Source organism: Vibrio sp. Y42_MX_L11 (genome assembly GCF_024181785.1).
Classification (GTDB): Bacteria; Pseudomonadota; Gammaproteobacteria; order Enterobacterales; family Vibrionaceae; genus Vibrio; species Vibrio diabolicus.
Genome location: NZ_JAMZAP010000002.1, coordinates 323,275 through 348,030 on the forward strand (window position 1 = coordinate 323,275; position 24,756 = coordinate 348,030).

The following is a 24,756-nucleotide window of genomic DNA, read 5'->3' on the forward strand; positions in this document are numbered from 1 at the left end:
GGTACATTCACTAAAGCCTTAAGGAGATCAATTATGGCGATTAACGTTAATACTAACGTTTCTGCGATGACTGCACAGCGTTACCTAAACCAGGCAGCTGACGGTCAACAAAAATCAATGGAGCGTTTGTCTTCGGGTTATAAAATCAATAGCGCGAAAGACGATGCTGCAGGTCTACAGATTTCAAACCGCTTGAATGCACAAAGCCGTGGCCTAGACATGGCGGTGAAAAACGCAAACGACGGTATTTCTATTGCACAGGTTGCTGAAGGTGCAATGAATGAATCTACCAACATCCTACAACGTATGCGTGACCTATCGCTTCAATCTGCGAACGGTTCTAACTCAAAAGCAGAACGTGTTGCGATCCAAGAAGAAGTAACAGCGCTAAATGACGAGCTAAACCGTATTGCTGAAACTACCTCTTTCGGTGGTAACAAGTTGCTAAACGGTACATACGGTACGCAATCTTTCCAAATCGGTGCAGACTCAGGTGAAGCTGTGATGCTTTCTATGGGTAGCTTGCGCTCAGACACTTCTGCAATGGGTGGCAAGAGCTACGCAGCAGAAGAGGGTAAAGATGCATCTTGGACTGTTGGTGATAAAACTGAGTTCAAAATGAGCTACACCAACAAACAAGGTGAAGAGAAAGAGCTATCGATCAGTGCAAAACAAGGCGACGACATTGAGCAGCTAGCAACGTACATCAACGGTCAAAACGATGATGTAAAAGCGTCTGTTGGTGAAGATGGCAAGCTACAAGTATTTGCTTCTTCTCAAAAAGTTCAAGGTGATGTTGAGTTCTCTGGCAACCTAGCGGACGAGATCGGCTTTGGCGGTCCGAAAGACGTAACAGTGAAAGACATCGACGTAACAACAGTAGCAGGCTCTCAAGAAGCTGTGGCTGTTATCGACGGTGCCCTGAAGTCAGTAGACAGCCAACGTGCGTCACTTGGTGCTTTCCAAAACCGCTTCAACCACGCAATCAGCAACCTAGACAACATTAACGAGAACGTTAATGCGTCTAACAGCCGTATTAAAGATACTGATTACGCGAAAGAAACCACTGCGATGACTAAGTCGCAAATTCTTCAGCAAGCAAGTACTTCAATCCTGGCTCAAGCGAAGCAGTCTCCATCTGCAGCGCTAAGCTTGTTGGGCTAAGTGGTTGACCCAGCCTGAGGTAAACACCTTAGTGCTGGGGCACCAAAGCGATAGATTCTATCGTTAGCCCATAAGGTGGAAGGGAGATTGTAATGGATATATCCTCCTACGCATCGAACATCCAGCCTTACGGCACGCCAAGTGGCACAAAGTTTGCAAATAAAAATGGCAATGATATAGGCACGTCTAGCCCAGCAAATTCAAATGGTGAGGTTTCGCCGCAAAAAGCGAAAGACACCGAATACGACTTCTCTGTTCAAGCAGCGATCGAGATGGCGGAAAGCCGTCAAGAGCTGAACAAAGAAGAACGTGAAAAATTGGTCGCGCAAATGAATGAGTTTGTGACGTCCATAAACAAAGGAGTCGCGTTTCGAGTGGATGAGGAATCCGGGAGAGATGTGGTGACGATTTACGAAGCCAAAACGGGCGACGTGATTCGTCAAATTCCTGATGAAGAGATGCTAGTGGTATTGCGTCGCCTAGCTGAGCACACAGCCAACAGCGGGTTGTTGACTGAAAAAGTGTAAGTCGTTTTTAGAGGTGATTTGATGAGTTTAGGCCCTTTGGGGATGTCTGGCGGCATGGATATCAATTCCATGGTCAGCAAAATTGTGGATGCCGAACGCGTACCAAAGCAGCAACGCATTGACAACGAGCGCACGACAATTAATGCCAGTATCAGTGCCTATGGGCGACTCAGAGAATCACTGGATACGATGAAAAATCTCATGGCGAACTTTCGTCAAGAGAAAGCGTTTGCCGTTCGTACTGTTGAAACGACAGACGACAATATCGTATCTGCTACTGCAACTACAGATGCTATCGCTGGCAAATATGCTATCGATGTGTTGCAGCTTGCCCAGAGCCACAAAGTCGCTTCTGACGTACTGCCAGAAGACGCAAAGTTTGGCCCTGGTAAGCTGCAGATTTCGCTTGGTGATGACACCTTCAACGTGAACGTTCGTTCGAGCTCCAAGCTCGCAGATGTCGTACGCGGCATCAACGGCTCAAAAGACAATCCCGGTGTTCGAGCATCTCTCATTAACGACGTTGAAGGACCACGCCTTATCCTTGCCTCAAATCTCTCTGGTAAGGATCATCAAATCAGAGTCAGTGTGGAGGCCGACAAAGGCAACCCTCTAAAGTATTTCGAATATCAAACACTTGAAGACCGTGTTAACGCGCTTGAAGAAGCTCGTTCAGCGGCGGAAAAAGTGTTAGGTCCTCTTCAATTCCCCGAGCAACCAATAGAACTGGATGCAAACGGCAATCCTCTACCTCCAGAAGAGCAAAAAGCGGCAGAAAATGGACAATATGATGGCTCCCAAGAGCCAATCTCTGCTGCGGGTGCAGAAGCTGCTAAAGCTGGGCAGGAAGCGATTGATGAAGCCAACCGACGCGCGAGTTTGCGCCCTGAAGACCGAATTCCAGGGTGGACAGAAACTGCGTCAGGCACTTTGCTGGATTCTTATGAAGAGCCAGAGCTTGAACTCGACGAGAAAGCAATAGAGAAGGCACCAGATGTACCGGGTTGGAGCAATGCGGCATCAGGCACATTAACCGACTCTTACGTTACGACGAAAGAGGCCAAGCAGCTTCTTGAGCAAGAAAAAGCTGAAATTGAGCAAAAAATTGCGAGTGAAAAACAAGCGCTAGACGCAAAAGTTGAACGTGGTGAATTGACAGAAGAGCAAGCGAAACAAATTCATCGCGCTAAGCTGGATCCTCAAGAGCGTGAACGTTTAGAAAAAATTGATGAAGCAGAAGCGAAAATCGCAAAAGCGCAATCTGCTTTTGAAGAATACCTTGGTATGACAGAGGTACAAGCAGGGCAAGATTCAGAAGTTCTGCTTGATGGAGTAGCAAAGCTTTCTAGTCACAACAATGTGATTGAAGATGCCATAGAAGGTGTTGATTTAACACTTAAAGGCAAATCAGAACCGAACAAGCCACCTGCTGAAATTGGCGTCGAATACGACCGTCAGAGTGTGCGTAACGACATCGAAAACTTTGTTGCGGCGTACAACTCGTTTTATCAAACGTCTCAAGCGTTGGCGAGTGTGGATCCGGTCACTGGTCAAAAAGGACCGTTGTCGGGTGACAGTACCGTACGCAGCGCAGACTCACGATTAAAATCGGTATTTTCCACTCAAATTGATAAAGCGCCTGAAAACCTAAAGTCATTAACTGAATTTGGCATTACTACCACGCGTCAAGGTACCTTAGAAATCAACTATGACATGTTAGATCGTCAGTTGAACAACAACTTCAACGAGCTAGAAAAGTTCTTCGGTGGCAACACAGGTTTTGCTAAACGAGTCGAAGATGCGATTCATGGTATTACAGGCATTACAGGCAGCATTCGTACTCGAGAAAAAAGTCTCACAGAACAAAATTATCGTTTGAGTGATGATCAAGCGGCATTAGATCGCCGGATGGAAAGCCTAGAAAAACGCACTCACGCGAAGTTTACCGCCATGCAAGATGCGACTGGCAAAATGCAAGGTCAGTTAGGTGCCTTAATGAGTGCGTTGGGTTAATAAATGCAAAAAGAACTCATAGATATTAGTGATATAGATCAACTAATTACGCAAGAATTGGAAAAAGTCGACTTTAGTACTGAAGAAATTCTTCGCTTGGTCGATATCAGGGAACGGTTATTGCAAAACCTGTTACCAATTATTCATCAAAATCCTTTGGTTAAGCAGGATGCAGAGTGGCAAGCGTTGCTTACTCGTACCAAAAGAATTGTCGAGCTGATGCAATCGGAAACGTCAAAGGTCGGAAAAGAACTTCATAAGTTTCGTTATGGCCAGCGTTCGCTTCAGCAGTACAAAAAATTTATTTAAAAGAGGATTACTATGCGCGGTTCTTTGCAAGCATACAAAAAGGTATCAGTCGACAGCCAGCTAAGCGCGGCTTCTCCGCACAAAGTCATTCAAATGCTTATGGCTGGTGCGATTGAGCGCCTTATTCAAGGTAAAGCGGCCATGCAAGCAGGCAACATTCCAGCAAAAGGTGAGCGTTTAGGTAAAGCGCTAGACATCATTATTGCGCTACGTAGCTGTCTATCGATGGATGACGGTGGTGATATTGCTTCAAACTTAGATTCACTCTATGAGTTTATGATCACGCAAATTTCAGCTGCTAACCATCAAAATGATCCTCAACTGATCGACGACGTTATCGACATTATCCGTGAGATCAAATCCGCTTGGGACCAAATCCCTACAGAGTTTCATAATCTTACAGCAGCTGAAGTCGGTATTTAATAACCAAAACAACGCGTTAAGATATTAGAGGAATATATTTGTCAATTGCGCAACGAGTTGTGTAGCAAAGTTTCTATCAAGCTCACACCTCTTTATTGCTTGGTTGCCTTATTTTTATATTCAAATAAAATAGAAGCCATTAGTAGCCCTAATGGCTTTTTTTGTTGCTGATTTTCCTATTTTGTCTATCGTAAATTGAGTGTGGTGGTTCTGCCTTCTTTTAGCACCCAATTGCGCAAATCAAGGTTTGGCCGCAACGCACCTAAAATAAAGGCAATCATTCTTACTTATGCAAGGTTTGGCAAAGCTGCTTGTAATTGATGATGACGCATCAGTCGTTTAAATTTAAGCAATATATTGGAATTTGTTGGAGAAAATTGCGAAGCGGTCAGTTCTGATCAGCTCAGCGATGTTGATTGGTCTAGCGTATGGTCGTGCTGTATTGTTGGTAACATTCCAGCAGGTCAAGCGGCGAATACGGTTATCTCTCATTTAAACAGCGCCTACCACATCCCACTTTTAGTCATGGGCCGATTTCCGTTGCCCGTGGATGATCTTCCAAATTTTGTAGGTGAGCTAGAACTACCTCTTAATTACCCACAGCTTAGTGAGGCGTTACGCCACTGCAAAGATTTTCTGGGTCGAAAAGGGGTCAATGTCGTTGCTAGTGCACGAAAAAACACGCTTTTTCGCAGCTTAGTTGGTCAAAGCAGAGGTATTCAAGAAGTTCGTCACCTGATCGAGCAAGTCTCAGACACTGAGGCAAACGTGTTGATCTTGGGTGAATCTGGTACCGGTAAAGAAGTCGTTGCGCGTAACATTCACTATCATTCGTCGTACAGCAGTGGTGCCTTTGTGCCCATTAACTGTGGTGCCATTCCACCGGAGCTTCTAGAAAGTGAATTGTTTGGCCACGAAAAAGGCGCGTTTACTGGTGCGTTAACGGCACGTAAAGGTCGATTTGAGCTCGCAGACGGTGGCACGATCTTTCTTGATGAGATTGGCGATATGCCGATGTCGATGCAAGTGAAGCTACTTCGCGTATTACAAGAGCGCTGTTTCGAACGCGTGGGTGGCAATAGCACCATCAAGGTCAATGTTCGAGTTGTCGCGGCAACACACCGTAATCTAGAAAGTATGATTGAAGAAGGCACGTTCCGAGAAGACTTGTTCTATCGTTTGAACGTGTTTCCAATCGAGATGCCTGCGCTGAAAGAGCGCAAACAAGATATTCCATTGCTGCTGCAAGAGTTGATGACGCGTCTGGAAGCGGAGGGTGGCCAGCCTATCTGTTTTACCCCTCGTGCGATCAATTCACTGATGGAGCACAACTGGCCGGGTAACGTACGTGAGTTAGCCAACCTTGTTGAGCGAATGATCATTCTGTACCCAAATAGCTTGGTCGATGTAAACCACTTACCAACCAAATATCGCTACAGTGATATCCCGGAGTTCCAACCAGAAAGTAATCCGTTTATTTCGGTTGAAGAACAAGAGCGTGATGTGTTCCAAGACATCTTCTCAGAAGACTTTAGCTTTGATGATCAAGACGATCTTGACCACAGCATGAACGCTCCGCAAGCGCTGCCGCCTGAAGGTGTAAATCTGAAAGAGCTGTTGGCTGATTTAGAAGTTAATATGATCAGCCAAGCGTTAGAAGCACAAGGTGGAGTCGTGGCACGAGCCGCTGATATGCTGGGTATGCGACGCACAACGTTGGTGGAAAAAATGCGTAAGTACAACTTACAACGCTAGGCAACGTTGAGATTTAAGACGATATCTAAATCATTTGGGCTATTTAGCATCGTTTTTCTGACACCAAAAACCGTTATCTGAGGGTGTCAACTTATTGTCGATGACTTAACGTCATGATAAATATAAAAAATAGCTTGGTACGCTAATTGCTTACCAAGCTATTTTAGTTTTAGCGGCGATATTTCGACAGGCAGTAATGGATAACAACACCAACCAATCCCATTTAGATTCCGTAGAAAATCAGGTTGAGCGCTATAAGCAGGTGCTTGATGTGATGCCTGCCGGAGTGATTCTGCTCGACACGTACGGCATAGTGCGTGAAGCAAACCCAGAGGCGCACCGAATTCTTGAGATTCCACTGGTTAATGAAAAATGGTTCAACATTATTCAGGTGGTGTTTGATCCTCGTGAGGATGATGGTCACGAAGTTTCCCTGCGGAATGGTCGTAAAGTTCGATTAGCCATTTCGGCTTCTACGACAGGTCAATTGATCCTGATTACCGATTTAACCGAAACTCGCTTACTTCAAGCTCGTGTGAGTGATTTACAACGCTTGTCTTCGTTAGGGCGTATGGTAGCGTCGCTTGCTCATCAGGTAAGAACGCCGCTATCGAGCGCTATGCTATATGCATCCAATTTGGGAGCGCCAAACCTTCCACCAGCGACAAGGGATCGCTTTCAAACCAAATTAATGGATCGACTGCACGATTTGGAAAAGCAGGTTAATGATATGCTGCTTTTTGCTAAAGGTGGTGATAATAAAGTCATTAAGCCATTTACGATTGCTCAGTTGGTGGCGGAATATCAGCCGATGGTCGAAACCGCGCTAAAAAATAACGGTATTGATTACTGCCTAGAAGTGGAAGAAGAACAAACTGAGTTGCTAGGCAATGCGAATGCGATTGCATCCGCGTTGAGCAACCTTGTCATGAATGCGATTCAGATGTCTGGTAAAGAGTCGCAAGTCGATATTTTTTTCCGCCCGGTAAATGGCGAGTTGCGCATTTCAGTGCAAGATAGCGGACCGGGTGTACCTGAAGAACTACAAGCCAAAATTATGGAGCCATTTTTTACCACGCGTTCTCAAGGAACCGGGTTAGGGCTGGCTGTTGTTCAAATGGTTTGCCGTGCCCATGACGGTCGATTGGAACTTATTTCAGAGCAGGGTGATGGAGCCTGCTTTACCATGTGCATTCCGCTAGAGCGAGTGCAACCAGAAGCGCAGTAAGCAGCTTCTGGTAATAACAATTACTGGAGAATCAGAATGGCGCAAAGCAAAGTGCTGATCGTAGAAGACGATGAAGGTCTTCGTGAAGCCCTAGTGGATACTCTGGCTCTGGCAGGGTATGAGTGGTTAGAAGCTGACTGTGCGGAAGACGCACTACTAAAACTCAAATCGAATACTGTCGATATCGTCGTTTCTGACGTGCAAATGGCAGGTATGGGCGGATTGGCTCTGCTCAAAAACATCAAGCAGAATTGGCCTAACTTACCAGTACTGTTAATGACGGCGTACGCCAACATTGAAGATGCCGTGTCGGCAATGAAAGACGGCGCGATTGACTACATGGCGAAACCATTTGCACCGGAAGTATTGCTGAACATGGTCAGTCGATATGCACCGATCAAAAGCGATGACAATGGTGACGCGGTCGTTGCAGATGAAAAAAGTCTGCGCCTACTTGCATTGGCCGATAAAGTGGCACGTACAGATGCGAATGTTATGGTGCTAGGTCCGAGTGGCTCTGGTAAAGAAGTGATGTCGCGTTATATTCACAACGCATCAAACCGTAAAGATGGTCCATTCGTTGCGATCAACTGTGCGGCGATTCCAGACAACATGCTGGAAGCGACACTATTTGGTTACGAGAAAGGCGCGTTCACTGGTGCGGTTCAAGCGTGTCCGGGTAAGTTTGAACAAGCACAAGGCGGCACAATCTTACTGGATGAAATCAGCGAAATGGACTTAAACCTGCAAGCGAAACTATTACGTGTTTTGCAAGAGCGTGAAGTGGAGCGCCTTGGCAGTCGTAAGAGTATCAAGCTGGATGTACGCGTGCTCGCGACCAGTAACCGTGATCTCAAGCAGTATGTCTCAGAAGGCAACTTCCGTGAAGATTTATACTACCGCTTGAATGTGTTCCCAATTGCGTGGCCAGCACTGAACGAACGCAAAGGCGATATTGCGCCACTTGCCAAGCATCTTGCTGAGCGTCATTGCAGCAAGATGGGGATGCCAGTGCCTCAATTTTCAGCCGTTGCGGTAGAAAAGCTGCTGCAATACCCTTGGCCAGGTAACGTTCGTGAGCTGGATAACGTGGTGCAACGAGCTCTTATTTTAAGTGAGAATGGTGATATCGACGCTGAACACATCTTACTAGAAGGGGTGGACTGGCAAGATGCCAATAGCTTGCAACATGTGGTGCAAAATGCAGAGATGGTGGTACCTAATGTTAAGCCAGTCGCTCAACCTGAGAGTGTGAACCGTCCGGTATCTGGCGGGGAAGGCTTGGGCAGCGAGCTGCGTGACCAAGAATACGCCATTATTTTGGAAACCTTGGTGGAGTGTAACGGCCGACGCAAAGAAATGGCGGAGAAACTGGGCATAAGCCCACGAACCTTGCGCTACAAACTTGCCAAAATGCGTGATGCTGGTATAGATATCCCAAATTAACATGTGCAATCGCCATAAGACAAAAAGTGTAAGCAAACCGCTAACTAATGTCTTATGGCACGTTAATTGCTGTGTTAATAATCAGTTTTGTTAATAGTCAATCTTTTGGCTTAGAGGTGCTAATGAAAGTTGATGGTATTCAGGCAGAAATGCGCGCCATGATGGTAGAAGCAACCAATACTGCTCCTACTGCAAGTGGGGCGAAAGTTGGAGCAGATTTTAATGATCTCCTAACTAAAGCCATCAATAACGTGAACACACTTCAAAAAGCATCCGGTGATTTACAAACCCGTTTTGATCGTGGTGATGCCGATGTTTCCCTTTCTGACGTTATGATTGCTCGTAACAAGTCTAGTGTCGCTTTTGATGCGACGGTTCAAATTCGCAATAAACTCGTTGAGGCGTATAAAGACCTCATGAACATGCCAGTGTAATTTAGGTAATAAGTGTGGCAGACAAGTCTACAGATTTAACCGTCACTGAAGGCGGCTCAGATGGTGCACTGGTAGCAAGTTCCGACGTAGATGTGGAGAGTCAAAATCCAGATCTAGAGGAGCGCAGTGCGTCAAAATTTGATATGGCAGTGGGTGACCTTGATTTACTTCGTCAAGTTGTACTTGTGCTGTCAATCTCCATCTGTGTTGCATTGATCGTGATGCTGTTCTTTTGGGTCAAAGAGCCGGAGATGCGCCCGCTTGGTGCGTATGAGACCGAAGAGTTGATCCCCGTTTTGGATTATCTGGACCAGCAAAAAATCAATTACAAGCTTGATGGTAATACCATTTCTGTTGAATCGAGCGAATACAACTCGATCAAACTTGGCATGGTTCGCTCGGGCGTAAACCAAGCCACAGAGGCGGGCGATGATATTTTGCTGCAAGATATGGGCTTTGGCGTATCACAACGTTTAGAGCAAGAGCGCCTTAAACTCAGTCGAGAACGTCAGTTGGCTCAAGCGATTGAGGAAATGAAGCAAGTTCGTAAAGCGCGAGTCTTATTGGCGCTACCAAAGCACAGTGTTTTTGTGCGTCATAACCAAGAAGCATCAGCGTCCGTATTTTTGACACTGTCGACTGGTACGAACCTCAAACAGCAAGAAGTTGATTCTATCGTCGACATGGTAGCGAGTGCCGTTCCGGGAATGAAAACTTCCCGCATTACCGTCACAGATCAGCATGGTCGTTTGCTCAGTTCAGGCTCTCAAGACCCTGCTTCTGCTGCGCGACGCAAAGAGCAAGAATTAGAGCGTAGCCAGGAACAAGCGCTGCGTGAAAAAATTGATTCAGTGCTATTACCTATTTTAGGTTATGGCAACTACACGGCGCAGGTCGATATCCAAATGGATTTCAGCGCGGTTGAACAAACTCGCAAACGCTTTGATCCCAATACCCCTGCAACCCGCAGTGAGTACGCATTAGAAGATTACAATAACGGCAATATGGTAGCGGGTATTCCGGGGGCGTTAAGTAATCAGCCTCCAGCGGATGCCTCTATTCCGCAAGATGTGGCTCAGATGAAAGACGGTTCTGTCATGGGACAGGGTTCGGTGCGTAAAGAATCCACGCGTAACTTTGAGCTTGATACCACCATCAGCCATGAGCGTAAGCAGACAGGGACGGTTGCTCGTCAGACAGTTTCTGTTGCGATTAAGGACCGTCGTCAGGTCAACCCAGATACGGGAGAAGTGACCTATACCCCTATGTCCGAATCGGAAATTAATGCTATTCGCCAAGTCTTAATTGGTACGGTCGGTTTTGACCAAGGCCGTGGTGATTTGTTGAATGTACTGAGTGTGAAGTTTGCAGAGCCTGAGGCTGAACAGCTGGAAGAACCACCAATTTGGGAGCACCCTAACTTCAGCGACTGGGTTCGTTGGTTCGCAAGTGCATTAGTGATCATCGTTGTTGTGTTGGTTCTGGTTCGCCCAGCAATGAAGAAATTGCTTAACCCTACCAGTGATGACGAAGACGAAATGTACGGACCAGACGGCTTGCCGATTGGTGCAGATGGTGAAACTAGCCTGATTGGCAGCGACATTGAAAGCAGCGAACTGTTTGAGTTTGGTTCAAGTATTGATTTGCCAAACCTTCATAAAGATGAAGATGTATTGAAAGCGGTTCGCGCTCTGGTTGCGAATGAACCTGAACTGGCTGCTCAAGTAGTGAAAAACTGGATGAATGACAATGGCTAACGATATCGTACCTCAAGATGACAACGCCGCGGGAATGCCAGTTGAGCTGGATGTCTCAACCATTACTGGCGAAGAAAAAGCAGCAATTTTGCTACTGAGTCTCAATGAACAAGATGCCGCTGGCATTATTCGTCACCTAGAGCCAAAACAGGTCCAGCGTGTGGGTAGTGCGATGGCTAAGGCGAAAGATCTCAGCCAAGACAAGGTGTCAGCCGTTCACCGTGCATTTTTGGAGGACATCCAGAAATACACCAACATCGGCATGGGCAGCGAAGACTTCATGCGTAATGCACTGGTAGCGGCTCTTGGTGAAGACAAAGCCAACAACTTGGTTGACCAGATCCTACTTGGTACGGGTTCAAAAGGCTTGGATTCGCTGAAATGGATGGACCCACGACAAGTGGCGAGCATCATTGTCAACGAACACCCGCAGATCCAAACCATCGTATTGTCTTATTTAGAAGCAGACCAATCCGCGGAGATTTTGTCTCAGTTCCCTGAGCGCGTGCGTTTGGACCTGATGATGCGTATTGCCAACCTTGAAGAAGTTCAGCCATCGGCACTGGCAGAGCTGAACGAAATCATGGAGAAACAGTTCGCGGGCCAAGCTGGCGCTCAAGCAGCCAAGATTGGCGGCCTGAAAGCGGCAGCGGAGATCATGAACTATCTAGACAACAACGTCGAAGGTTTGTTGATGGAACAGATTCGCGATCAAGACGAAGACATGGCGACGCAAATTCAAGACTTGATGTTTGTCTTCGAAAACCTAGTCGAAGTGGACGATCAAGGTATTCAGAAACTGCTGCGTGATGTACCACAAGACGTGTTGCAAAAAGCACTTAAAGGTGCCGACGATTCTCTGCGTGAGAAGGTATTTAAGAACATGTCGAAACGAGCGGCTGAGATGATGCGTGATGACATCGAAGCGATGCCGCCAGTTCGCGTGGCGGATGTCGAAGCGGCACAGAAAGAAATCCTGGCGATCGCTCGTCGCATGGCCGATGCAGGCGACCTCATGTTGTCTGGCGGTGCGGACGAATTCTTATAATCTCTATTGCTCCGCGATTATCCTATTGCGGAGTGCCCTCACTTCTTAATCGAATACATAATAGGTAACCCATGGCTGGCGAAAGAAAACGTGGATTTATCCGTCCTGATGAAGATGATTCGATGATCGAACCACAACGTTGGGGGTTGCCTGATTACGGCGAGCCCAAAGCCAAGCAAGCAAAACAAACCGCGTTTAACTATGACCCGGGTTGGGTACCGAATCTTGAAGAACCAGAAGAAGAGCAAGCACTTGAGCTAACCGAAGAGCAGATAGAGCTGATCAAGCAAGGCGCTTATCAGGAAGGTTTGTATCAAGGTCAAGAAGCAGGCTTTAAGCAAGGTTACGACAAAGGCAAAGAAGAAGGCCTGCAAGCGGGCCATGCTGAAGGGCTGGAGCTTGGAAAAGCCGAAGGCGTGACCGCAGGTCAAGAATATATTCAGCAGCAAGTCGAAACCTTTATGAACTTAGCGAACCAGTTTGCTCAGCCGTTAGAGCTAATGAATGCTCAGGTTGAAAAGCAGCTGGTGGACATGGTGCTCTGTTTAGTTAAAGAAGTCGTGCATGTCGAAGTACAAACCAACCCTCAAATTATTTTAGACACGGTTAAGCAGTCGGTTGAAGCGCTGCCAATATCAGGTCATCCCATTACCTTGCACCTGAATCCAGAAGACGTTGCGATTATTCGCTCAGCTTACGGCGAAGAAGACCTTGATTGCCGCAACTGGACGTTGGTTGCTGAGCCATCACTCAATCGAGGCGACGTCCAGATTGAAGCGGGTGAGTCAAGCATTAACTACCGTATGGAAGAGCGCGTCAAAAGCGTGTTGCACAGTTTTTGTGGTGCAAACCGTCATCAAGAGGGTGAGTAATCCATGCAAGCATTGGCTGACCGTTTAAAAAACTACAAAGTTGAAGGCTTAACGACGCGCCCAGTTGCCTCTGGCAAACTGGTTCGAGTGGTTGGGTTAACGTTGGAAGCGACAGGTTGTCGCGCACCAATTGGCAGTTTATGCTTAGTGGAAACCATGTCCGGTCAGATGGAAGCCGAGGTCGTCGGTTTTTCAGGTGATAACCTATTTTTGATGCCAAGCGAGCAAATTACGGGCATTTTGCCTGGCGCTAGAGTGACGCCATTAACCAGTGACGCTGGCTTGCCTGTTGGCATGGAGTTGCTTGGTCGAGTGATTGACGGGGTTGGTAATCCGCTTGATGGACTTGGCCCGTTGTATACCGATCATCGCGCCTCTTTTAATGCTGAGCCAATCAACCCGCTGGCTCGAAAGCCAATTTCAGAGCCACTTGATGTGGGCTTGAAAGCGATTAACGGATTATTGACGGTAGGTAAAGGTCAGCGTATCGGTCTGTTTGCCGGCTCTGGTGTGGGTAAATCGGTCACGCTTGGCATGATGACGCGAGGTACAACCGCACAAGTTGTTGTAGTCGGTCTGATAGGTGAGCGTGGACGCGAAGTTAAAGAGTTTATCGAAGAGATTTTAGGTGAGGATGGACGACGTCGCTCTGTCGTGGTGGCTGCGCCTGCCGATGCTTCACCATTGATGCGTTTGAAAGGCTGTCAAACCGCCTTAACCATTGCAGAGTACTTTCGCGATCAAGGTTTGGACGTTCTGTTATTGATGGATTCCTTGACGCGTTTTGCGCAAGCACAGCGTGAAATCGCCCTTTCTGTTGGTGAGCCGCCAGCGACAAAAGGCTATCCGCCATCTGTGTTCGCCAAGCTACCTGCTTTGGTTGAGCGTGCGGGTAACGGAAGCGCCGAACAAGGCTCAATTACGGCGTTCTTTACCGTGTTGACCGAGGGCGATGATTTACAAGACCCGATTGCGGATGCATCGCGGGCAATTCTTGATGGTCACATTGTGCTGTCCCGTGAAATGGCGGATGCAGGCCATTATCCTGCGATTGACGTCGAAAAGTCGGTGAGCCGTGTTATGCCGCAAATCACCACTGAAGAACATGTTCTGATGTCGAAAGCGGTACGTCAGGTCTTGTCGATTTGCCGCAAGAACCAAGATTTGGTCTCGATTGGGGCGTACAAACCGGGCACCGATCCTGCTATCGATGGCGCGTTTACATTGAAGCCAAAGTTAGACGAATACTTACAGCAGAGCATGAAAGAATCGGTGCCATACGATATGTGCGTCAACATGCTTAGAAACATTTTGGGCGGGTGATAGCGCATGAACAATGCGATGGAGTTCCTACTTGAGCAGACTAAAGAGCGTGAAGATCAAGCCGTACTTGCGCTGAACAAAGCGCGCTCTGAACTTGAAGATTATTACCGTCAGGTTGAGCAAATCGAAAAGTATCGCCTTGATTATTGCCAACAGCTTATCGACCGTGGGCAGGCGGGCTTAACGGCAAGCGAATATGGGCATTTAAATCGCTTTCTCACCCAGCTAGACGAAACGTTATCTAAGCAGAAACAAGCGGAAAGTCATTTCAAAGAACAGGTAGAAAACTGTCAAGAATACTGGTTAACAGTACGCAAAGAACGCAAATCCTATGAGTGGATGATCGAAAAGCGAGAGAAAGAGAAGCAGCTTGCGGAAGCCAAACGGGAACAAAAGCAAATGGATGAGTTTTCAACGTTGCTTTACAGCCGTCGAGCGAAGCCTTTTTAATGTTTAAAAGTTGATGTTGCTTCCACTTATAGCGCTCGATTTGTCACTGCGGCAATGAGCTTGTTATTGGCGTAATTTTTTGCAAATAACTTTGTAGATGATCATCCCAATAACCTAAATTTGCCACCGTGTGCAATTTAGCAGCGGCCTAGCGCTCGAAGTTGCTGATAATGAGAATTTCTATATGAATGTGAATTTGTCCAATGTTTCTGCGACGAGCAAGACGTCAGTGTCTGACTCTGCCGCACAAGCACCTACAGAAAACGCGGAGAGCAAGGGATTTTTGGAAACCTTGACGGATGCATTTTCAGGTTCACAAAAGTCAGAAAAAGTAGCAACGAAATCACTAAACGGTGAAGAACAAAACAGTGTCGAGATTAACAAGCTTTCGTCTGGAAAAGCTGATAGCCAAGAAGCGGTCACAGACGTGGCTCAAGCGAGCAGTAACGACGCCAAAGAGTTGCTGGCGCAAGAAAGCCAAGATACTGCTATTCAAGAGCAAAGCCGCTCTGGCGACATGCTGACAGAGCATGCGAACACCATTCACAGTGATGAAGCAAGCCTACTGGAAGCCAAACAAGGCGCGCACTCGCAAAATGATGCTGATGTCACTGAGAAAGTCGGTTCACTCTCGAACGCCCCTTCAGCTGCTAATGGCGCAAAAAGCGCGATGGGTGAAGGACAACAGCTGCTTGGTCGTATTGAACAAGCGAATCAAACCTTGAAAGCGAATAATGCATCCATCGATAGTGGCAAAGTTTTGCCTCAACGAGCGGGTTTAGAGCACTCGTTTAACGAGCAAACAACAGACATTGATGAACCTGCTTTGAATGAAATGCCATCAGCTCAATCGCTTGAACAAGTGCAGGCAATGGCTGGGCAAGGCTTAGAGCCAATTTTAGATAAGAATGGTCAACCTATCGATGTCGATAAGCTCTCGTCTGAGTTTGCTACTTGGCAAGGTATGGCTAAACAAGTCAGTCACCCAACCGAGAAGGGCATGGTCAGTGGTGACGTTGCCAATGAACTATCGCCACTGGAGGTGGGTTTGGATGGCTCTAAAATTGATGCGCTTCAGCGTGTTTCCTTGGATGAACTCGAACTCATAGATACCAAACTGGCGCAGGGAAAACCACTGACTCAGCAAGAAACTGAGATCATAGAAGGGTTGAAAAAAGGGACGGTCATTGCCGATATTCCAGAGCAAGATCTTGCCCAGTTTGTTGCGCTTCCTACTGACGTTAAACAGGTTCTCGCCGAGCAGCAAGTACAACATCATTTGGCTCGCCAGGCTGCGCCTATGGGGATGTCTCAGCAAGCCCTTAATTTTGCGACTCAATCAGCTCAGCCGCAAGCTGTTCAGAGTGCAGATAAAGTCGCAGTATCTCCGATGCCAGATGCGTTGGCCGCAGCTCATTTGCCGACTGCGCTTCAAGGCGTGAAGGATGGAGAGGTTAACCAGAAAGTTGTGAATGCCGCATTGGCTGCTGGTGCACTTAAAGCGACAGCGGATAAGCAAGATAAACCAGAACTTCAACATGGTTTAGCAGGGCAGCTTCAGGCGATGGCGGGTCAACAAGGAACAAACGTGCAGCAACAAGCGCGTATTGATGCCGCGCAGCAAGCTCAGCTTCCGTTGCAACTGACCAAAGAGCTAGCCAATGAGCAAGTGGCGGAAAAAGTGCAAATGATGATGTCGAAGAACCTAAAAAACCTCGATATTCGTCTTGATCCACCAGAATTAGGTCGTATGCAAATTCGTATGACGATGAACAACGATGTAGCTAATGTGCATTTTACGGTGAACAACCCGCAAGCGCGTGACATCATTGAACAGACGCTTCCTCGCTTGAGAGAGATGTTGGCGCAGCAGGGCATGCAATTGGCTGATTCTTCTGTTCAGCAACAAAACAGCGGGCAGCAGCAAGGTAGGTATACTGCTGAGCAACATGGTCAAAGCGCTCAAGGCAGCGGTTTTTCTGGACAATCAGAAGAGAGCTTTGATGCTGACGTCAATCTGGATTTGAATGTGGCTTCAAAGCGTGATGGAATTAGCTTTTACGCATAACAGGCCGTTTAAAGGCAATAATACAAGGTTACCAAACGACTTCCTTAAGCATCTCGGTAACCTAAAAGAACAATAAGAGACAACAATGGCAGAAGAACAGTTACAAGGGGCCGATGCGCCGAAAGGAAAAGGTAAGTTACTTATCATCATAATCGCTGTTGTGGTATTGCTACTTGGCGGTGGTGCAGCAGCATTCTTTCTCATGGGCTCTGATGAACCAGCTCAGGCTGAAGCGTCTCAACAGGTTCAAGCGAAGGCATCTGATGCCTCGCCCATTGCCTACGTGAATCTTCCTCAGGCATTTGTATTTAACGTTACTGGGGACCGTCGCGACAGACTGGTACAAATTAAAGCGCAGTTAATGGTTCGCGGTGCAGAGAATGAAGAGTTGGCGCGGTACCATTCGCCACTGATTGAGAGCTCTTTGTTATCAACGTTTGCTTCGGCGACGGTTGATCAGTTGCGTTCTCCAACGGGACGAGTGGAATTGCGCGATCGTGCTTCCGAAGATATCAAAGCAGCGCTAAACGCTGCGGTCGGTAAGCCAGTGATTGAAAAAGTACTGTTTACAGATTTTGTTATTCAATAGGTAAAACGTGACCGATCTATTAAGCCAAGACGAAATTGATGCGCTATTACACGGGGTTGACGATGTTGATGACGTCGATGAACCGATAGAAAACGACAACGAAGGTGCCGTCAATTTTGATTTCTCGTCGCAAGACAGGATTGTACGTGGTCGAATGCCGACGCTCGAACTTATCAACGAGCGCTTTGCACGACACATGCGTATTAGCCTGTTTAATATGCTGCGTAAAACGGCAGAAGTGTCGATCAATGGCGTGCAGATGATGAAGTTTGGCGAATACCAAAACACATTGTACGTGCCAACCAGTTTGAACATGGTGCGTTTTCGTCCGTTAAAAGGTACAGCGTTGATCACCATGGAGGCTCGCTTAGTCTTTATTCTGGTAGAAAACTTCTTTGGTGGGGATGGTCGATTCCATGCCAAAATCGAAGGGCGCGAATTTACCCCAACGGAACGCCGCATCATTCAGCTTCTGCTGAAGATTGTATTTGAAGACTACAAAGAAGCGTGGTCGCCAGTGATGGGGGTGGAGTTCGAATATCTCGACTCAGAAGTAAACCCAAGTATGGCTAACATTGTCAGCCCGACAGAAGTGATTGTTGTGAGTTCTTTCCACATAGAGGTCGATGGTGGCGGCGGCGATTTTCATGTTGTTATGCCTTACTCCATGGTTGAGCCGATCCGTGAACTGTTGGATGCAGGTGTTCAGTCCGACAAGATGGAGACAGACGTCCGTTGGAGCTCAGCATTACGTGAAGAGATTATGGATTGTCCGGTTAACTTTCGCGTTAACTTGCTTGAAAAAGACATCTCTTTGCGTGACCTCATGGAATTGCAACCGGGTGACATCATCCCGATTGAAATGCCAGAACATGCGACAATGTTTGTGGAAGACCTGCCGACCTATCGCGTAAAAATGGGCCGTTCGGAAGACAAATTAGCGGTGCAAATTTCTGAGGAAATTGAGCGCCCACATGTAGTCAAAACAGATTTAGCTTTCTTGGGCAAAGACATCATGTCTGAGCTTGAGAATGAAGACGATATAGACGATTAAGATACCTTATTGAACAGACATGCTTTGGCATTAAATAAGGCTTAACACAGGATAGAAAAATGGAACCAAGTGACGATCAAAAGCTAGCAGATGAATGGGCAGCCGCTCTTGGCGAAGACCCGTCTGCACCTTCTGTTGACGTAGATGAAGTATTGGCCGCGCCACTGGAAGAGCTAAAAGACACTTCAAGCCCAATTACCGAAGATGAGCGTCGTAAACTCGACACCATCATGGATATTCCGGTGACGATTTCGATGGAAGTCGGTCGTTCACAAATCAGCATTCGGAACTTATTGCAGTTGAACCAAGGTTCGGTTGTTGAGTTGGATCGTCTAGCGGGCGAGTCATTGGACGTATTAGTCAACGGTACACTGATTGCGCATGGCGAAGTCGTGGTCGTGAACGATAAGTTTGGTATCCGTTTGACGGATGTGATCAGCCAAACTGAACGAATTAAGAAGCTACGTTAAGATGAGCCGCTCAATCAAAACGCGATTGACGCAAATCACTGGAGCACTGAGCTTAATGCTGAGTGCTCCTTATGCATTTGCTGCCGCACCAAATAATCTGGATCTTGCGACGACACTGGGCTCGCTTGTGCTTGTGATCGGTGTGATTCTTTTGTTGGCTTGGCTACTTAAACGTATGCAAGTGCCGGCGATGGGACAACAAAAAGGCTTGCGTATTGTGAGTCAGTTGCCAGTGGGCACCAAAGAAAGAATCGCCGTAGTTCAAGTGGGTGAAGAGCAGTTTTTGGTTGGAATTACCAGCCAATCAATCCAAACGTTAGCCAAGTTAGATAAGCCACTGAAAGAGGAAGAGTTGGCGACCAATGCTTTTGCGACTCAATTTAGCCAACTGATCAAAAAACATGACAAAGGGTAACCCGATTCGTTTGCTCCTGAGCACGTTGTTGCTTTTCGTCGGCGTGCTGTTTTCTTCATTTTCGTTTGCTGAGGCAGAGGAGTCTGCTCTGCCTGACAACTTGGCTGATGGAAGTAGCGTCACTGTTCAGGCGATGCAAAGTGATACTGGCGCCAGTCGTGCTATGTCCGTTTCTAGTGGTGGTGGCATCCCTGCGTTTACCATGACCACAAACCCAGATGGCAGTGAAGATTACTCGGTTACGCTACAAATCCTAACGTTAATGACCATGCTTGGCTTCTTGCCTGCCATGGTGATTCTAATGACGTCGTTTACTCGAATTGTTGTGGTGATGTCGATATTGCGTCAGGCAATGGGTTTGCAACAAACGCCGTCTAATCAGGTCATCATTGGTATAGCGCTGTTTTTGACCTTCTTTGTTATGTCTCCCGTCCTGAACGAAATCAACGATAAAGCCGTTCAGCCTTATTTGAATGAGCAAGTCACTGCGAGAGAAGCGTTTGATGCTGCACAAGCACCAATGAAAGCTTTCATGCTTAAACAAACCCGAATCAAAGACTTGGAGACGTTTGTAACCATGTCAGGAGAGCAAGTTGAGAACCCAGAAGATGTGTCGATGGCGGTGTTGATTCCTGCTTTCATCACCTCGGAGCTAAAAACTGCATTCCAGATTGGCTTTATGCTCTTCTTGCCGTTTTTGATTATTGACCTCGTGGTAGCGTCGGTACTGATGGCAATGGGTATGATGATGTTGTCACCAATGATTGTTTCGTTGCCGTTCAAGTTGATGCTGTTCGTATTGGTCGATGGTTGGAACTTGATACTTTCGACACTCGCGGGCAGTTTCGCCCTTTAGATAAGCGCAGATAGAGGATAAGACATGACACCAGAAATGTTTGTCGAGCTTTTCCGTGAAGCACTTTGGATGGTGCTTATCATGGTCTGCGCCATTATCATCCCAAGTTTGCTTATCGGCCTTATTGTTGCGATTTTCCAAGCTGCGACTTCCATCAACGAGCAAACATTGAGCTTCTTGCCGCGTTTGATAGTCACGCTTTTGGCTCTAATGCTATTTGGTCACTGGATGACGCAAATGTTGATGGAATATTTCTATGGCTTGATTGAGCGCTTACCTCAGGTGCTTTATTAGAGGCGCCTATGGAGTACCCCACTAGCGTTGTCTTAGATTGGATCGCAAACTATTTCTGGCCCTACGTTCGTATCTCTTCCATGCTGATGGTGATGACGGTAACTGGGGCTCGATTTGTCTCACCACGAATCCGCCTTTACCTCGGGTTAGCCATCACTTTTGCCGTCATGCCAGCGATCCCTGCAGTGCCTCAAGACATTGAGTTGCTCTCGTTTCGGGGTTTTATGACCATTGCCGAGCAAATGATCATCGGTATTGCGATGGGTATGGTCACTCAATTTATGATTCAAACCTTTGTCTTGTTGGGACAAATATTGGGTATGCAGTCAAGTTTGGGTTTCGCTTCTATGGTTGATCCCGCAAATGGTCAGAACACGCCATTGCTTGGTCAGCTATTCATGTTTTTGACGACAATGTTTTTCCTTGCCACCGATGGGCACTTGAAAATGCTGCAACTGGTAGTGTTCAGCTTTAAAACCTTGCCAATTGGGTCCGGGACGCTTACTGCGGTCGATTTTCGTGAAATGGCAGGCTGGCTTGGTATTATGTTCCAAACGGCACTGAGTATGTCGCTATCTGGCATTATTGCGCTACTTACCATTAACTTGTCGTTTGGTGTAATGACCCGTGCTGCACCACAGCTGAATATCTTTTCGCTTGGTTTTGCGTTTGCGTTGATGGTGGGTCTATTACTGTGTTGGTACATACTGGCTGGCCTTTATAGTCATTATGAAATGTTCTGGACAGTGGGTGAGGCGCAGATTTGTCGACTCATTCGCTTGGAGTGCTAAGAATTGGCAGAATCAGACGGTCAGGAACGCACCGAAGAAGCCACGCCCCGGCGGTTACAACAAGCCAGAGAAAAGGGGCAGGTTGCTCGGTCTAAAGAACTCGCATCAGCATCTGTACTGATCGTTGGCGCCATTTCACTGATGTGGTTTGGCGAGGCGTTAGCACGCTCACTGTTTTCCATCATGAGCCGTTTATTTGATCTTCAACGAGAAGAGATTTTCGATACGGCAAAGCTATTTGACATTGCTTTAGGGGCGATGACCGATTTGTTGTTCCCTCTATTTTTGGTGCTAGCTACGTTATTTACTGCCGCCATGATTGGTGCTGCGGGTGTGGGAGGAATCAGTTTTTCTGCTCAAGCGGCTATGCCAAAGCTGTCAAAAATGAATCCGCTTAGCGGTTTAAAGCGGATGGTCGGAATGCAAAGCTGGGTAGAGTTGATCAAATCAATTCTTAAAGTGGTTTTGGTTACTGGTGTCGCGATCTATTTGATCCAAGCATCGCAGGCGGATCTGATTCAATTAAGTATGGATGTGTATCCGCAAAACATCTTCCATGCTTTAGATATTCTGCTGAACTTTATCTTGTTGATCAGCTGTTCGCTGTTGATCGTGGTTGCCATCGATATTCCATTTCAAATCTGGCAGCACGCTGATCAGTTAAAAATGACCAAGCAAGAAGTCAAAGACGAATATAAAGAAACCGAGGGTAAGCCAGAGGTCAAAGGACGCATTCGTATGCTGCAAAGAGAAGCGGCTCAACGTCGTATGATGGCAGATGTTCCTCAGGCTGATGTTATTGTTACCAACCCAGAGCACTTTTCGGTTGCGCTTCGTTATAAACAGAAGACAGACCGTGCGCCGGTAGTGATCGCTAAAGGCACCGATCACATGGCAATGAAGATTCGAGAAGTCGCCCGAGAGCATGACATCACAATTGTACCTGCTCCGCCACTTGCTCGTGCGCTGTACCATACTACTGAGCTAGAACAAGAGATCCCCGATGGATTATTTACTGCGGTGGCTCAGGTTTTGGCATTTGTATTCCAGTTGAAACAATACCGAAAACGAGGTGGACAGCGCCCCAAAATTCAGGATTACGATTTGCCAATCCCGCCAGAACACCGGCACTAATACTAAAAGAAGCCTAATTCTAAAAAGGCTAATTTAATCAGATATTAAGCTCTACTTGAGTGTTTAGTCATTATTTTGGCGTTAATTATGGTACATAGCTTGCTTAAAACGCCTTAATTATCAACCATACCTAAACTTTTAGGCCAAAGCGGTCGCGTATTAATAGTAAGAGCTAACGTGACGCTTCAATCGATTGAGATCTCTCGTAGTATGAAGTTAAGCCTGCCATTTGCAGATAAATTGCCACGAATCCCTCAGCGTGAAATGCCAGCTATTGGCGCGCCGGTGATGGTTTTGGCCACCTTAGCGATGGTGGTGCTGCCTATTCCAGCCTTTTTGCTGGATATGTTCTTCACCTTTAACATCGCGTTGTCGATGGTGGTGTTGTTAGTGACCGTTTACACACGTCGTCCGTTGGACTTCGCCGCTTTTCCGACGGTACTGCTGATCGCGACCTTGTTGCGTTTGGCGCTGAACGTTGCCTCGACACGTGTCGTCTTACTGCATGGTCACGAAGGCGGCAACGCGGCAGGTAACGTAATTGAAGCGTTTGGTAATGTCGTTATTGGTGGTAACTACGCGGTCGGCTTAGTGGTTTTCCTTATCTTAATGATCATCAACTTTATGGTGGTGACCAAAGGTGCGGGTCGTATCTCTGAGGTAAGTGCTCGCTTCACCCTTGATGCGTTGCCAGGTAAGCAGATGGCGATTGATGCGGACTTAAATGCCGGATTGATAGACCAAGAACAGGCAAGAGTTCGTCGTTTTGAAGTGACAAAAGAAGCGGATTTCTACGGTTCAATGGATGGTGCCTCGAAGTTCGTAAAAGGTGACGCGATTGCCGGTATTTTGATTCTGTTTATCAACATCATCGGCGGTCTGTCGATCGGTATGGCGCAGTATGGATTGGGTTTCGGTGAGGCAATTGAAATCTATACTTTGCTGACGATTGGTGACGGCCTAGTTGCACAGATTCCATCGCTATTGCTGTCGATTGCAGCGGCGATGATGGTGACGCGTCAAAACACCGATGAAGACATGGGTGAACAGCTGGTCTTCCAGATGTTCGACAACCCAAAAGCACTGATGATTACCGCAGCTATTCTCGGTGTGATGGGCATCGTACCGGGCATGCCACACTTTGCGTTTTTGAGTCTGGCGGTCGCGGCTGGCGCGGCGGCGTATTTCATCGATAAACGCCAAAAGCAGAAAGCGAAAGAACCGGCTTTACCAGCGAAAGCCGACGAAGGTGTAGAGCCTTCATCACAACGCGAACTATCTTGGGACGACGTCCAGCCAGTCGATATTATTGGCCTAGAAGTGGGTTACCGCTTGATTCCGCTAGTGGACCGAGACCAAGGTGGAGAACTGTTAGAGCGCGTAAAAGGTGTGCGTAAAAAGCTATCGCAAGATTTTGGGTTCTTAATCCCTGCGGTTCACATACGTGACAACCTTGAACTGACGCCAAACAGCTATCGAATCACATTAATGGGGGTTGCGGTGGGCGAAGCTGAGATTCGTCCGGATCAAGAGCTAGCGATTAACCCAGGTCAGGTGTATGGCATGATTGATGGCGAGCCAACCATTGACCCTGCATTTGGATTGGAAGCCGTATGGATTCGCGAAGATCAGCGTGAGCATGCTCAGGCGTTAGGTTATACGGTTGTTGACTCATCGACAGTATTAGCGACGCACCTGAGCCAGTTATTGACTAATAACGCATCGCAGTTGATTGGTCATGAAGAAGTAGAGAATTTATTAGAAATGTTAGGACGCAGCGCGCCTAAGTTGGTTGAGAACTTTGTTCCTGACCAATTACCATTAGGTGTGGTGGTGAAAGTCCTACAAAACTTGTTAAACGAGGCCATTCCAATCCGCGATATTCGCACGATTGTTCAAACTTTGGCTGAGTACTCAAGTAAGAGTCAAGAAGCTGACATATTGACGGCAGCAGTTCGAATTAGTCTTAAACGCCTAATTGTTCAAGAAATCAATGGTATAGAGCCTGAGCTGCCAGTGATTACTTTGATACCTGAACTGGAACAAATATTGCATCAAACTATGCAAGCATCAGGAGGCGAATCCGCGGGGATTGAACCGGGGCTCGCTGAACGATTGCAGTCTTCACTAAGCCAAGCGACACAGGAACAAGAATTGAAAGGCGAGCCAGCCGTTCTGCTTACTTCCGGTGTATTACGCTCGACGTTGGCGAAATTTGTGAAGAACACAATACCTAATCTCCGGGTACTGTCTTACCAAGAAATCCCGGATGAAAAACAGATCAGAATTGTGCAAGCCGTGGGTAACTGATCTCACGCATCATTAATGGATTCATA

General features: G+C 47.0%; 23 protein-coding genes and 1 pseudogene. All 24 read left to right on the plus strand.

Annotation, left to right across the window (positions count from 1 at the left end):
• Window positions 1–33 precede the first annotated feature (33 nt).
• Complete coding sequence (locus tag NL643_RS03340; protein ID WP_065645184.1) at window positions 34–1,164, plus strand: flagellin; 1,131 nt, start codon at window positions 34–36, stop codon at window positions 1,162–1,164.
• Window positions 1,165–1,256: 92 nt separating this feature from the next.
• On the plus strand, window positions 1,257–1,691 hold the full coding sequence (gene flaG / locus NL643_RS03345) for a flagellar protein FlaG (protein ID WP_047008849.1): 435 nt from the start codon (window positions 1,257–1,259) through the stop codon (window positions 1,689–1,691).
• Between the two features lie 21 nt (window positions 1,692–1,712).
• Window positions 1,713–3,704, plus strand: coding sequence for a flagellar filament capping protein FliD (gene fliD, locus NL643_RS03350; RefSeq protein WP_253643901.1), 1,992 nt, complete (start codon window positions 1,713–1,715; stop codon window positions 3,702–3,704).
• Between the two features lie 3 nt (window positions 3,705–3,707).
• Entirely contained in the window at window positions 3,708–4,013 is a 306-nt protein-coding gene (locus NL643_RS03355; protein ID WP_012841523.1) for a flagellar protein FliT, read from the plus strand.
• A gap of 12 nt (window positions 4,014–4,025) precedes the next feature.
• Window positions 4,026–4,436 carry a flagellar export chaperone FliS gene (gene fliS, locus NL643_RS03360; protein WP_012841524.1) on the plus strand — a complete coding sequence of 137 codons (411 nt, stop codon included), beginning with the start codon at window positions 4,026–4,028 and terminating at the stop codon, window positions 4,434–4,436.
• Between the two features lie 289 nt (window positions 4,437–4,725).
• Window positions 4,726–6,191 (plus strand): annotated as a pseudogene (locus NL643_RS03365) (sigma-54 dependent transcriptional regulator).
• A 196-nt stretch (window positions 6,192–6,387) separates the two neighbouring features.
• Window positions 6,388–7,419 carry a PAS domain-containing sensor histidine kinase gene (locus NL643_RS03370; protein ID WP_253643902.1) on the plus strand — a complete coding sequence of 344 codons (1,032 nt, stop codon included), beginning with the start codon at window positions 6,388–6,390 and terminating at the stop codon, window positions 7,417–7,419.
• Window positions 7,420–7,455: 36 nt separating this feature from the next.
• Window positions 7,456–8,865 carry a sigma-54 dependent transcriptional regulator gene (locus NL643_RS03375; RefSeq protein WP_046875536.1) on the plus strand — a complete coding sequence of 470 codons (1,410 nt, stop codon included), beginning with the start codon at window positions 7,456–7,458 and terminating at the stop codon, window positions 8,863–8,865.
• Window positions 8,866–8,987: 122 nt separating this feature from the next.
• Window positions 8,988–9,299 carry a flagellar hook-basal body complex protein FliE gene (gene fliE / locus NL643_RS03380; RefSeq protein WP_012841525.1) on the plus strand — a complete coding sequence of 104 codons (312 nt, stop codon included), beginning with the start codon at window positions 8,988–8,990 and terminating at the stop codon, window positions 9,297–9,299.
• Between the two features lie 14 nt (window positions 9,300–9,313).
• Entirely contained in the window at window positions 9,314–11,056 is a 1,743-nt protein-coding gene (gene fliF, locus NL643_RS03385) for a flagellar basal-body MS-ring/collar protein FliF (protein WP_006741698.1), read from the plus strand.
• Window positions 11,049–12,104, plus strand: coding sequence for a flagellar motor switch protein FliG (fliG, locus tag NL643_RS03390; RefSeq protein WP_253643903.1), 1,056 nt, complete (start codon window positions 11,049–11,051; stop codon window positions 12,102–12,104). Before fliF ends, fliG begins: the two co-directional genes overlap by 8 nt.
• 71 nt (window positions 12,105–12,175) lie before the next feature.
• Entirely contained in the window at window positions 12,176–12,976 is an 801-nt protein-coding gene (fliH, locus tag NL643_RS03395; RefSeq protein ID WP_006741700.1) for a flagellar assembly protein FliH, read from the plus strand.
• 3 nt (window positions 12,977–12,979) lie between these two features.
• Window positions 12,980–14,299, plus strand: a complete 1,320-nt coding sequence (fliI, locus tag NL643_RS03400; protein WP_046875538.1) for a flagellar protein export ATPase FliI — start codon at window positions 12,980–12,982, stop codon at window positions 14,297–14,299.
• Between the two features lie 6 nt (window positions 14,300–14,305).
• Window positions 14,306–14,749: a flagellar export protein FliJ gene (fliJ, locus tag NL643_RS03405; protein ID WP_012841527.1), complete on the plus strand. Its 444-nt coding sequence runs from the start codon at window positions 14,306–14,308 to the stop codon at window positions 14,747–14,749.
• 184 nt (window positions 14,750–14,933) lie between these two features.
• Entirely contained in the window at window positions 14,934–16,817 is a 1,884-nt protein-coding gene (locus NL643_RS03410; RefSeq protein WP_253643904.1) for a flagellar hook-length control protein FliK, read from the plus strand.
• A gap of 85 nt (window positions 16,818–16,902) precedes the next feature.
• Entirely contained in the window at window positions 16,903–17,406 is a 504-nt protein-coding gene (gene fliL, locus NL643_RS03415; RefSeq protein ID WP_012841529.1) for a flagellar basal body-associated protein FliL, read from the plus strand.
• Between the two features lie 7 nt (window positions 17,407–17,413).
• Complete coding sequence (gene fliM / locus NL643_RS03420; RefSeq protein WP_006741703.1) at window positions 17,414–18,460, plus strand: flagellar motor switch protein FliM; 1,047 nt, start codon at window positions 17,414–17,416, stop codon at window positions 18,458–18,460.
• 59 nt (window positions 18,461–18,519) lie between these two features.
• Window positions 18,520–18,930 carry a flagellar motor switch protein FliN gene (gene fliN, locus NL643_RS03425; protein WP_012841530.1) on the plus strand — a complete coding sequence of 137 codons (411 nt, stop codon included), beginning with the start codon at window positions 18,520–18,522 and terminating at the stop codon, window positions 18,928–18,930.
• A 1-nt stretch (window position 18,931) separates the two neighbouring features.
• Window positions 18,932–19,345, plus strand: a complete 414-nt coding sequence (gene fliO / locus NL643_RS03430; protein WP_046875540.1) for a flagellar biosynthetic protein FliO — start codon at window positions 18,932–18,934, stop codon at window positions 19,343–19,345.
• The gene (gene fliP, locus NL643_RS03435; protein ID WP_253643905.1) at window positions 19,332–20,201 is read left to right on the plus strand and encodes a flagellar type III secretion system pore protein FliP; all 870 of its coding nucleotides are present in this window, start codon (window positions 19,332–19,334) and stop codon (window positions 20,199–20,201) included. The genes fliO and fliP overlap by 14 nt, the downstream gene beginning before the upstream one ends.
• 24 nt (window positions 20,202–20,225) lie before the next feature.
• Window positions 20,226–20,495 carry a flagellar biosynthesis protein FliQ gene (gene fliQ / locus NL643_RS03440; protein ID WP_012841532.1) on the plus strand — a complete coding sequence of 90 codons (270 nt, stop codon included), beginning with the start codon at window positions 20,226–20,228 and terminating at the stop codon, window positions 20,493–20,495.
• An 8-nt stretch (window positions 20,496–20,503) separates the two neighbouring features.
• Window positions 20,504–21,286: a flagellar biosynthetic protein FliR gene (gene fliR, locus NL643_RS03445; RefSeq protein ID WP_046875542.1), complete on the plus strand. Its 783-nt coding sequence runs from the start codon at window positions 20,504–20,506 to the stop codon at window positions 21,284–21,286.
• Between the two features lie 3 nt (window positions 21,287–21,289).
• A complete protein-coding gene (gene flhB / locus NL643_RS03450; protein WP_006741705.1) occupies window positions 21,290–22,420 on the plus strand; it encodes a flagellar biosynthesis protein FlhB in 1,131 nt (376 codons plus the stop codon).
• A gap of 210 nt (window positions 22,421–22,630) precedes the next feature.
• Window positions 22,631–24,730: a flagellar biosynthesis protein FlhA gene (gene flhA / locus NL643_RS03455; protein WP_253643922.1), complete on the plus strand. Its 2,100-nt coding sequence runs from the start codon at window positions 22,631–22,633 to the stop codon at window positions 24,728–24,730.
• Window positions 24,731–24,756 lie beyond the last annotated feature (26 nt).